Here is a 10,231-nt window from a genome sequence, read left to right as displayed (position 1 = left end):
AGGAAGCACCAGTGTCTGAGGTCATCGAGCGGTGGAACGTCCACCCCACCCGCCAGTGGCTGCGGGGAATCCGACCAGCCAACCCGATCGAGTTCGACGAGGAGATCGGCGCCTGGTGCGCCTACGGCTACGACGAGGTCGAGCAGATCCTCGGCGACCACGCCACGTTCTCGGCGGCGACGGCCAAGTACGCCGCGGTGCAGGTCGACCCGAAGTTCCAGGAAGGGGACATCTCGCAGATGGACCCGCCGGAGCAGAACAAGTACCGCAAGCTGATCGGCCACGCCTTCACCCCGCGGGTCATCAACGGCCTCGAGGACCGCATCCAGAAGATCACCGATGAGCTGATCGACGAGGTGCAGGAGAAGGGCAGCTTCGAGCTGGTGGCGGACCTCGCCTACCCGCTGCCCGTGATCGTGATCGCCGAGATGCTCGGCGTCCCGCTCAGCGACCGCGACCTGTTCAAGGGCGTCGCGTTCGACATCATCGAGAACATGGCCGGCCTGGACTTCGTGGCCGGCGGCGACGGCATCGAGGACCAGATCCACGCCGCCGAGGCCCGCCTGAAGCCCATGCTCGACTACATGGCCGACCAGGTGGCCCAGCGCCGCAAGCAGCCCCGCGAGGACCTGCTGACCTACCTCATCCAGGCGGAGCAGGACGGTGAGCGCCTCACCGACAACGAGGTCGTCAACATCGCCAACGTGCTGCTGATCACCGGTCACATCACCAGCACCATGATGGTCGGCAACACCATGGCCTGCCTGGACACCGAGCCCGCCGTGTTCGACCAGGTGCGCGCCGACCGCTCGCTGGTCCCGGGCGCCATCGAGGAGGCCCTGCGCCTGCTGCCGCCGGCCGCCACCCTGTCCCGGGTGACCACCCGCGAGGTCGAGATCGGCGGGGTCACCATCCCGGCCGAGCAGATGATCCTCCCGTGGGTGAGCGCGGCCAACCGCGACCCGCTCAAGTTCGACCGCCCCAACGTGTTCGACCCGGCCCGCACCCCGAACCCGAGCATCTCGTTCGGCTACGGCGTGCACTACTGCCTGGGCACCCGACTCGCCCGCCTCGAGGGCAAGATCGCGATCAACACGATCATGGACCGCTTCCCGAAGTTCGCCAGCAACCCGGAGAACCCGCCGACCTTCTTCCCGTCCACCGACATGGTCGGCGTCCGTTCCTTCGACGTCCTCTACAAGTAAATCCCTGCGCCACGCGGTCACGCGGCACCTCCTTGCGGGTGCCGCGTGACCGCTCGTGGCGGCGGGGGCCGCAAACTGTTCTACAGGGGAATCACCAATGACGACGACGACGGTATTGGCCGACCTGTGGGGGTTGGCAGAGCACCGCACCTGGCTGCGCGGGCAGCGTCCGGCGGAGCCGGTCTGGTACGACGAGAAGCTCGGTCTGTGGCAGGTCTGGGGCTACCGCGAGGTCTGCGAGGTCCTGAACGACCCAGCCAGGTATTCGACCGACAGCGCCCGGCTGTTCGAGGTCGACGAGGAATCGCGGAAGTACTTCGCCGGCGACATCGCCCAGATGGACGGCCCCGACCACATCCACATGCGCCGGCAGGTCGGCAAGCTGCTGACCCCCAAGCACCTGGGCGACCTGGAGGAGCGGGTCCGCGAGACGGCGGTCGAACTGCTGGACCGGCTGGGCGACCGGGACCGCTTCGACCTGATCCACGACTTCATCGACGAGGTGTCGGGGATCCTGTTCAGCAAGATCATCGGCACCCCGGTCGAGGGCCGCAAGCACCTGCTCAGGGTGAACGCGACCATGGACGTGGACGCGCACATGAGCACCTCCGGGCAGGAGGGCGAGGAGTACTTCAGCTCCATGCTCAACCCCCTTCAGCCGCTCCGCGACTTCCTCAGCGAGGTCATCGAGGAGCGGATGCGGGAGCCGCAGGAGGACCTGCTCAGCCTGATGCTCGACTTCCGGTACCTCGACGGCCGCAAGATGCCCCACCACGAGCTGGTGAACTTCGCGATCGCCGTGCTGGGCGCCGGCCATGTCACCAGCCCGATCCTGATCGGCAACACGATGCTCTGCCTGGACGCCTTCCCCGAGCAGGCGGCGAAGATCAAGGCCGACCCGTCCCTCATCCCCTCCATGTTCGAGGAGACGATGAGGTTCTTCAGCCCCGCCTCGACCTCGTACCGGGTCACCGAGGCCGACGTGGTCCTGGCCGGGAAGCAGATCCCCAAGGACAGCCTGGTCTGTGTGCAGCTCGGCGCCGCCAACCGCGACCCGCTCCAGTTCCCCGACCCGGAAACGTACGACGTGACCAGGTCGCCGAACCAGCACGTGGGCTACGGCCGCGGCCCGCACTACTGCATCGGCGTCCAGCTGGCCCGTGTCGAGGTCCGTACGGTCTTCAACGCCCTGATGGACCGTTACCCGAACCTCCGGCTGGACCCGGACCTGCCGCCCGTCTTCTACGGTTCCCCCGAGTTCACGGGTGTGCGCAGCCTGCCCGTCCGCACCAGCTGAGACCGGGCCGTTCGGGAACCTCCTGCTGGACCGGCTCCACCTGTTCCGACCTGCGAGAACTCCCCGTCCGGGCGCATGTGCCGGCGGGGATTTCCCGTATCCGGAGCCGGATACTCCGACGATAACGACCCGATAGGGCCGCTCTCTAACGTTGTATCCAGATCGAGGGAACGGGCCGACGAAAGGGAGTCAGCGATGAAGGCGGGTCGTGAGTCGCTCCTCCAGACCGTCCATGACGGACTGGAGGCCGAACTCGAAGCTCTTCTCGGGTGCTGCGGCGTAGTCGGCGTCGGCGTAGGAGTCGAGCCGGGCACGCAGCCTCGGGAACCGCGAAGCGATCTCCGTCGCCTGCGTCATGGCTTCCTGGACGAGGGCCTGGGCGTTCCCGCCCCCATGACTGAGCCGTCTGTTCACGGAGACCGAGGCCGACAGGCCGAGGGTGCTGCCGAGGACGAACATGAAGACCGCGGCCGTCGCCTGGTCGGCTTCCGCGCCGACGAAGCCGGCCTTCTCGTAGACCGCAAGACTGTGATCGTCATGACGCGCCTTGTTCGGCCCGAAGAGGGGCTGGGAGGCGAAGGCCATGACGAGCCATGGATGCCGGGCGATCATCGCGTAGAGGTCGGTGGCCATGGAAGTGGCCGCCGTCCGCCAGTCGACGGTGTCCAGGTCGGGTAGCCCGACCTCGTTCCACACCTCGTCACTGGCGAGTATGACGAGATTGTCCTTGTTCTTGACATGCCAATAGACCGCTGTGGCGGCGGAGCCGAGCCGCTTGCCCAGGCTGCGCATGTTCAAGCCTTCAAGACCCTCGGCATCCAGGAGCTCGACGGCGGTCCGAACGATCTGCTCCCGGGTCAATGTGTCACGCGGCATGCGCCAACAGTAGATCAAGATTTCGGATTGCACAAAGTTCAAGAAGCTACTTGCACAGCGTGCAAGTCGGCTCTATCGTCTGACTTGAACGGTGTACAAGCAGACTCTTCCGAGGAGGAATGTCATGACGGCCATTACGGCTACCGGTCTTCGCAAGGCCTATGGGGAGCACAAGGTCCTCGATGGTGTGGATCTGCACATCCCGGCGGGGTCGGTGTTCTCGCTGCTGGGTCCCAACGGTGCGGGCAAGACCACCACGGTGAAGATCCTTTCGACGCTGACCACGATGGACTCGGGCAGCGCGAATGTCCTGGGGCATGATCTGGCCTCGGACCCGGACGGGGTGCGTTCCAGCATCGGTGTCACGGGTCAGTTCTCCGCGGTGGACCCGTTCCTGAACGCGATGGAGAACCTGGAGCTGATGGGCCGGCTCTGGCACCTGGACCGCAAGACGGTCAAGCAGCGGTCCACCGACCTGATCGAGCAGTTCGACCTGGTCGAGGCCGCGAAGAAGCCGGTGATCACCTTCTCCGGCGGTATGAAGCGGCGTCTGGACCTGGCGATGACCCTGGTCGGCCGCCCGCAGGTGATCTTCCTGGACGAGCCCACCACCGGTCTCGACCCGCGGGTGCGCCGCTCGATGTGGGAGATGATCCGCGGCCTGGTCGCCGACGGCGTCACCATCTTCCTGACCACCCAGTACCTGGAGGAGGCCGACCAGCTCGCCGACCGCATCGCGGTCCTCGACGGCGGCCGGCTGGTCGCCCAGGGCACCCCCGAAGAGCTGAAGCGGAAGGTCCCCGGCGGCAGCATCGACCTGCAGTTCAGCACCGCCTACGCCCTCGACCTCGCGGCCCGGACCCTGACCGTCCCCTTCACCCGCAACGACGAGGACCTCAAGCTCCGGATCCCCTCCGACGGCAGCGCCCAGAACGTCCAGGCCGTCCTGAACCGCCTCGACACCACCACCATCCACGAGATGTCCCTGCACACCCCCGACCTCGACGACGTCTTCCTCGCCCTCACCGGCCAGACCAAGACCGAGACCGGAACCGAGACCGGAACCGAGACCACCACCGCCTCCGCCGACACCGACAAGAAGGTCCTGGTATGAGCACCGTCAACTTCGCCGTAGCCGACTCCGTCACCCTGCTGCGCCGCAACGTCAAGAACCAGCTCCGCTACCCGACGACCACCATCTCGATCATCGGTATCCCGGTCCTGTTCCTGCTCCTGTTCGTCTACGTCTTCGGCGGGGTCCTGGGCACCGGCGTCGGCCCATCCGGCGGACGGGCCGAATACGTCAACTACGTCCTGCCCGGCCTGATCATCATGACCGCCGCCACCGGAATGCTCGGCACCGCCGTCTCCACCAGCGTCGACATGACCGAAGGCATCATCGCCCGGTTCAAGACCATGGCGATCTTCCGCCCCTCCATCCTCATCGCCCGCGTCATCTCCTCCGTCGTCCAGACCCTGGCCTCCATGGCCTTCGTCTTCGCAGTCGCCTGGCTCATGGGCTTCGAGCCCTCCGCCTCCCCGGTCGAATGGCTTGCCGCCCTCGGCCTCCTGGCCGGCATCAGCTTCGCCCTGACCTGGCTCGGCGTCGCCTTCGGCCTCGCCGCCAAGACCCTCGACGCCGCCTCCAACGCCCCCTTCCCCCTGATCCTGCTGCCCTTCGTCGGCTCCGGCGTCGTCCCCACCGACACCATGCCCACCGGCCTGCGCTGGTTCGCCGAATACCAGCCCTTCACCCCCGTCATCGAAACCCTCCGCGGCCTCCTCATGGGCACCGAGATCGGCAACAGCGGCTGGATCGCCACCGCCTGGATCCTCGCCATCGCCATCCTCGGCTTCTTCTGGGCCATGGCCCACTTCAACAAGGACCGCACCCACTGATCACCCACTGATCCCGAACCCGGATCAGCGGACAGCAGCCGGCCCCGAGCGCACCGAACGCAGCACAGAGCAACCGCAGCCCGTGGCCGATCGTGCCGGCACGGGCTGCTTGCCTTAGGTCCAGCCCCGCTCCACCACCGCCCTTGTCCTTCCTGACATCCTTTCCGCCCATGCCGGAGCCGGGGACGGCGACCGCAGACCTCCAAGAGGCCCCCGCCATGCCGATATTCGTCACACCGCATCCGATCCGTGCCACCGTCGAACTCGACATCGGCAATGTGTGGATCATCGCGAGCGAGCGCACCGACACCATCGTCGACGTGCGGCCCTTCGACGCCTCGGACCCCCGGGACGTCGTGGCCGCCGACCAGACCCGCATCGACTACGCGACCGGCAAGCTCGTGGTGAGCGTCCCCAAGGGCCGCGACCGGGGCCGGGCGGGCGGAGCGGTCTCCCTGGTGGTCCACCTGCCGGCCGGATCCACCGTCTACGGGGACGGGGTGGCCGCCGACTTCCGCTGCGACGGACGGCTGGGGGAGTGCCGGCTCACCAACGACTGTGGCCACATCCGGCTCGCCCGGACCGGGGCCCTGCACGTGACCTCCGGCCTCGGCAACGTCACCGTGGACCGGGCCGCCGGAGCCGTGGAGGTGTCCGCGGACTGCGGCGACGTACGCATCCACACCATCGACGGCGAGGCCACCGTCCGGCGCAGCAAGGGCGACACCCTGCTCGGCGAGGTCATGGGCCCGCTGGGCGTGTTCGCGGAGAACGGCGACGTCCACATCGGCCGGGCGCACTCCTCGGTCGAGGCGCGGACCTCGCAGGGCGACGTACGGATCGACGAGACCCTCCGGGGGCCGCTCGTCCTGGAGACGGCCTCCGGGCAGCTCGAGGTGGGCATCGTCGGAGGCACGGCCACCCAGCTGGACCTCGATGCCCGTTCCGGGACGGTCTACCGGTCCCTGGACCTCTTCGACAACATGATCGGCACCCCCGAGGATGCCGTCCAGGTGCATGCCCGGACCGTCATCGGCGACATCGTGGTCCGCCGCTCGGCGGTCGATCTCCGCTCCGACGACTGGCCCTGAGCCGAGCCCCCGGTCAGGGGGCCCGGCGGGGGAGGGGCCGTCAGACGGTCAGCACCACCTTGCCGAACAGATCGCCGGTGGCGAGCTTCTCGAAGCCCTCGCGCGCCCGGTCCAGCGGCAGCACCTCGTCGATCACCGGGCGTACGCCGGTCGCGGCGCAGAACGACAGCAGGTCCTCCAGCTCGTCCTTCGAGCCCATGGTCGACCCCACCACCCTCAGCTCCAGGAAGAAGATCCGGGTCAGCTCGGCATGTGCCGGCCGGTCCCCGCTGGTCGCGCCCGAGATGACGAGCGTGCCCCCGGGCCGCAGCGACTTCACCGAGTGCGACCAGGTCGCGGCGCCCACGGTCTCGATCACCGCGTCCACCCGCTGCGGCAGCCGCGTCCCGGGCTCGAAGGCGTCCACGGCGCCGAGTTCCACGGCCCGCTTGCGCTTCGCCTCGTCCCGGCTGGTGGCGAACACCCGCAGTCCGGCCGCCTTGCCCAGGACGATCGCGGCGGTGGCCACGCCCCCGCCCGCGCCCTGGACCAGGACGGAATCGCCGGGGCGGACCCCCGCGTTGGTGAACAGCATCCGGTACGCCGTCAGCCATGCGGTCGGCAGGCAGGCCGCCTCCTCGAAGGACAGCCCGGCCGGCTTGCGCAGTACGTTCCAGGCGGGGACGGTCACCTGCTCGGCGAAGGTGCCCTGGTAGCGCTCGGTCAGGATCGAGCGCGGCTCGTCCGGCCCGACCCCGTGCCCGCTCTGCCCGATGACGGAGTGCAGAACGACCTCGTTGCCGTCCGGGTCGATCCCCGCGGCATCACATCCCAGGATCATCGGGAGCTTGTCCTCGCCGAGGCCCACCCCGCGCAACGACCACAGATCGTGGTGGTTGAGGGAGGCGGCCTTGACGTTTACGGTCACCCAGCCGGGGCGGGCCTCGGGAGCAGGGCGCTCGCCCAGCTCGAGGCCGTTCAGCGGCTGGTCACGGTCAATACGGGCGGCATAGGCAGCGAACATGCCCCCGGACGCTACTCCTCGGTAATAGCGGGTTTCCAGTCCCGCCGCCACCGGGCGGGTGAGTTCTTCGTCGCAGTTCCCGCAGGGCAGCCGGCCACGCCCTGACCGGCATACCGGGCATAACGGGTGTTCCGGCCCCGGTGCAATGGCATTCCGGTATGTCCCGTCGACCGGACACTTCGCCTTGCCCTTTTTCATTCCGAGTGCTGCGCGCGAAATCGGCTTCCGGCCGTCACCGTAAATTGTTGACGCCGAATTGAAATGCGCCGTAATTTTTCAGCTGTACCAGAGTTTTGGCCATTTGCTTTTTACGGGGATTGAAATGATGAATGACATTCACTCCGCGGAGGCGGAGAATCCGATTCCTCCGCTCGCGGAACTGCCCACGGAGCGGCCCGCCGGCTGCCCCTTCGACCCGCCCGCCGAATTCGCCCGGTTACGCGAAGAGCAGCCGCTCCGCCCGATGCTCTACCCCGGCCCCGACGGTCACGTGGGCTGGCTGGCCACCAGCCACGCCCTGGTCCGCGAGGTGCTGGCGGACCCCCGGTTCAGCACCCGGCCGGAGCTGGTGCACTGGCCGCTCCCGGGCCCGGCCGCCGAGTACCAGGCCCCGCCGGCCGAGCCCGGCATGTTCCTGCGCATGGACGCCCCGGAGCACACCCGCTACCGGCGCCTGCTGGCGGGCAAGTTCACCACCCGCCGGATGCGGCTGCTGACCGAGCGCGTCGAGCAGGTCACCGCCGAGCGCCTGGACGCCATGGAGCGGCTGGGACCGGACGTCGACCTGTTCCAGGAGTTCGCCCTGCCGATCCCGGCGCAGATGATGTGCGAGCTGCTCGGAGTCCCGTACGAGGACCGGGAGTTCTTCGAGCGCCAGGCGATCGCGACCAATGACAACAGCCAGGGCCCGGAGGCGCAGTTCGCCGCCTACGCCGAGCTCCAGAAGTTCCTGAAGGAACTGGTCCTCGCCAAGCGCGCCGAGCCCACCGACGACGTGCTCAGCGAGCTGACCGACAGCGACCTCACCGACGAGGAGCTCACCAACATCGGTGCGCTGCTGCTCGGTGCGGGCTTCGACACCACCGCCAACATGATCGGGCTGAGCGTCTTCGCGCTGCTGTCCCACCCCGAGCAGCTCGCCGCCCTGAAGACCGAGCCGGACCTCACCGACCGGGCCGTCGAGGAGCTGCTGCGCTACCTGACCATCACCCACACCGGGCTGCGGACGGCCCTGGAGGACGTGGAACTGGGCGGGCAGCTGGTCAAGGCCGGCGACACGGTCACCCTGGCCGCCGGGGCCGCCAACCGCGACCCGGAGAAGTACCCGGACCCCGACACCCTCGACATCCGCCGCCAGGCCGCGGGCCAGCTGACGTTCGGCCACGGCATCCACCAGTGCCTCGGCCAGCACCTGGCCCGGGTCGAGGTCGGCGTCGCCCTCCGCGAGCTCTTCGCGCGCTTCCCCGCCCTCCGGCTGGCCGTCCCGGCCGAGGAGGTGCCGCTGCGCACCGATTCGGACTTCTACGGAGTGAAGAGCCTCCCGGTCACGTGGTGACGAGCCCGGCGGCCCCACCCGACTTCCGCACCATCACGCATTCGATTGGAAAACGAGGAGAATCATGTCTGCACTGAGACCCGAGCCACGCGCGGCCCAGCTGTCGTCCTTGACCGGTATGCGGTTCCTGGCGGCCCTGCTGGTGTTCATCTCCCATGTGGCCGCGGCCCGGATGTTCACCAACAACCAGACAAACGCGGATCTGGACAAGTACCTCGGCACCCTCGGCTTCATCGGGGTCTCGTTCTTCTTCATCCTCAGCGGATTCGTGCTGACCTGGTCCGCGAAGGAAGGCGACCGGCCGGTCCTCTTCTGGCGCCGCCGGTTCGCGAAGATCTACCCGGTCCACTTCGTCACCTGGGTCGGTGGCCTGCTCCTGGTGCTCCAGGCCGGGTTCCCCATGACGGGCAAGCAGTTCTACCCCGGACTGTTCCTGACCAATGCGTGGGTGTCGGACTTTTCGGTCATCCGCGGTACCAACGGCGCGGCGTGGTCGCTGTGTGCAGAACTCCTGTTCTACCTCTCCTTCCCGCTGCTCCTGCCGCTGCTGAAGAAGATCCGGCCGGGCAACCTGTGGAAGTGGGCGGCGGGCGCCGTCCTGGGTGCCGTGGCGGTTCCCGCGCTGGCCGAGTCCCTGCTGCCGCACCAGGCCTTCCCCGGGCTGAAGTACGACTGGTACCAGTTCTGGGCCGTCTACTTCTTCCCGGCCGGCCGCCTGTTCGAGTTCGTCCTCGGCATCCTGCTGGCGCGGATCGTGATGAGTGGTCGCTGGATCCCGCGCATCAGCCTGCCGGTGGCCGCCCTCACCCTGATCCCCGGCTACCTGCTGTCGGTCTACGTGCCCAACTCGTTCGCCCTGGTGCTGCCGACGCTGATCCCGCTGGGCCTGGTCGTCGCGGCCGGTGCGCAGGCCGACAACTCCGGCAGGACCGGCTGGCTGGGCAGCCGGCCGATGGTGTGGCTCGGAGAGATCTCCTTCTCCTTCTACATGCTCCACATGGTGGTCACCTACTTCGGGCCGGTGGACTTCACCTCGGGACGCCAGTTCGGCGTGGCCGAGGCGATCGCCCGGGCCGGCGGCTGGTTCGCCCTCACCCTGGTGCTCTCCTGGGTGCTCTACCGCGGGGTGGAGCTGCCCATCATGCGCCGCTGGTCCCGGCCCCGGCCCAAGCAGTCCGCCACTCCGGTCGTGGTCTCCGTCCCGGCCCCGGTCGCGGTCGCGCAGGACTCCGCCGACCAGGAGCGTCCGGTGGGTTCGCGCACGGTGTAGCCCAGCAACAGCAACAGCAACACCGCGACAGCCGG

General features: G+C 68.2%; 9 protein-coding genes. 7 read left to right on the top strand and 2 right to left on the bottom strand.

Annotation, left to right across the window (positions count from 1 at the left end; translation table 11 throughout):
• Positions 1 to 11: 11 nt before the first annotated feature.
• Positions 12 to 1,205 (top strand): cytochrome P450, encoded by a 1,194-nt coding sequence (locus DEJ50_RS11210; RefSeq protein WP_150207481.1) that lies wholly within the window; start codon positions 12 to 14, stop codon positions 1,203 to 1,205.
• A 97-nt stretch (positions 1,206 to 1,302) separates the two neighbouring features.
• Entirely contained in the window at positions 1,303 to 2,502 is a 1,200-nt protein-coding gene (locus tag DEJ50_RS11205) for a cytochrome P450 (protein WP_150207480.1), read from the top strand.
• Between the two features lie 189 nt (positions 2,503 to 2,691).
• Here DEJ50_RS11205 and DEJ50_RS11200 read toward each other — a convergent pair whose 3' ends face one another.
• Complete coding sequence (locus DEJ50_RS11200; protein WP_150207478.1) at positions 2,692 to 3,378, bottom strand: TetR/AcrR family transcriptional regulator C-terminal domain-containing protein; 687 nt, start codon at positions 3,376 to 3,378, stop codon at positions 2,692 to 2,694.
• Between the two features lie 124 nt (positions 3,379 to 3,502).
• On the opposite strand from DEJ50_RS11200, the gene DEJ50_RS11195 reads away from it, so the two are divergent.
• The 3 genes from DEJ50_RS11195 to DEJ50_RS11185 all read left to right on the top strand — a co-directional run bounded on the left by DEJ50_RS11195 (position 3,503) and on the right by DEJ50_RS11185 (position 6,368).
• The gene (locus tag DEJ50_RS11195; RefSeq protein WP_150207476.1) at positions 3,503 to 4,492 is read left to right on the top strand and encodes an ATP-binding cassette domain-containing protein; all 990 of its coding nucleotides are present in this window, start codon (positions 3,503 to 3,505) and stop codon (positions 4,490 to 4,492) included.
• Entirely contained in the window at positions 4,489 to 5,277 is a 789-nt protein-coding gene (locus DEJ50_RS11190) for an ABC transporter permease (RefSeq protein ID WP_150207474.1), read from the top strand. Before DEJ50_RS11195 ends, DEJ50_RS11190 begins: the two co-directional genes overlap by 4 nt.
• Positions 5,278 to 5,495: 218 nt before the next feature.
• The gene (locus DEJ50_RS11185) at positions 5,496 to 6,368 is read left to right on the top strand and encodes a DUF4097 family beta strand repeat-containing protein (RefSeq protein WP_190344415.1); all 873 of its coding nucleotides are present in this window, start codon (positions 5,496 to 5,498) and stop codon (positions 6,366 to 6,368) included.
• 40 nt (positions 6,369 to 6,408) lie between these two features.
• On the opposite strand, the gene DEJ50_RS11180 is transcribed toward DEJ50_RS11185, so the two are convergent.
• A complete protein-coding gene (locus DEJ50_RS11180; RefSeq protein ID WP_150207471.1) occupies positions 6,409 to 7,371 on the bottom strand; it encodes a zinc-binding dehydrogenase in 963 nt (320 codons plus the stop codon).
• Between the two features lie 322 nt (positions 7,372 to 7,693).
• On the opposite strand from DEJ50_RS11180, the gene DEJ50_RS11175 reads away from it, so the two are divergent.
• Both DEJ50_RS11175 and DEJ50_RS11170 read left to right on the top strand, forming a co-directional pair.
• Positions 7,694 to 8,926, top strand: coding sequence for a cytochrome P450 (locus tag DEJ50_RS11175; RefSeq protein WP_223837703.1), 1,233 nt, complete (start codon positions 7,694 to 7,696; stop codon positions 8,924 to 8,926).
• Between the two features lie 64 nt (positions 8,927 to 8,990).
• Positions 8,991 to 10,196, top strand: coding sequence for an acyltransferase family protein (locus tag DEJ50_RS11170; protein ID WP_150207469.1), 1,206 nt, complete (start codon positions 8,991 to 8,993; stop codon positions 10,194 to 10,196).
• The last annotated feature ends 35 nt before the right edge of the window (positions 10,197 to 10,231 follow it).

The sequence above is a fragment of the Streptomyces venezuelae genome, from assembly GCF_008642295.1.
Lineage (GTDB): Bacteria > Actinomycetota > Actinomycetes > Streptomycetales > Streptomycetaceae > Streptomyces > Streptomyces venezuelae_C.
The sequence above is the reverse complement of the archived record's forward strand: the minus strand, read 5'-3'. Positions and strand labels throughout refer to the sequence as shown.

What these genes read in the sequence shown, in the direction of transcription:
- DEJ50_RS11185 (WP_190344415.1), top strand. Translation starts at nt 5,496, where the DNA reads ATGCCGATATTCGTCACACCGCATCCGATCCGTGCCACCGTCGAACTC.
- DEJ50_RS11170 (WP_150207469.1), top strand. Translation starts at nt 8,991, where the DNA reads ATGTCTGCACTGAGACCCGAGCCACGCGCGGCCCAGCTGTCGTCCTTG.
- DEJ50_RS11205 (WP_150207480.1), top strand. Translation starts at nt 1,303, where the DNA reads ATGACGACGACGACGGTATTGGCCGACCTGTGGGGGTTGGCAGAGCAC.
- DEJ50_RS11200 (WP_150207478.1), bottom strand. Translation starts at nt 3,378, where the DNA reads ATGCCGCGTGACACATTGACCCGGGAGCAGATCGTTCGGACCGCCGTC.
- DEJ50_RS11175 (WP_223837703.1), top strand. Translation starts at nt 7,694, where the DNA reads ATGATGAATGACATTCACTCCGCGGAGGCGGAGAATCCGATTCCTCCG.
- DEJ50_RS11195 (WP_150207476.1), top strand. Translation starts at nt 3,503, where the DNA reads ATGACGGCCATTACGGCTACCGGTCTTCGCAAGGCCTATGGGGAGCAC.
- DEJ50_RS11180 (WP_150207471.1), bottom strand. Translation starts at nt 7,371, where the DNA reads ATGTTCGCTGCCTATGCCGCCCGTATTGACCGTGACCAGCCGCTGAAC.
- DEJ50_RS11190 (WP_150207474.1), top strand. Translation starts at nt 4,489, where the DNA reads ATGAGCACCGTCAACTTCGCCGTAGCCGACTCCGTCACCCTGCTGCGC.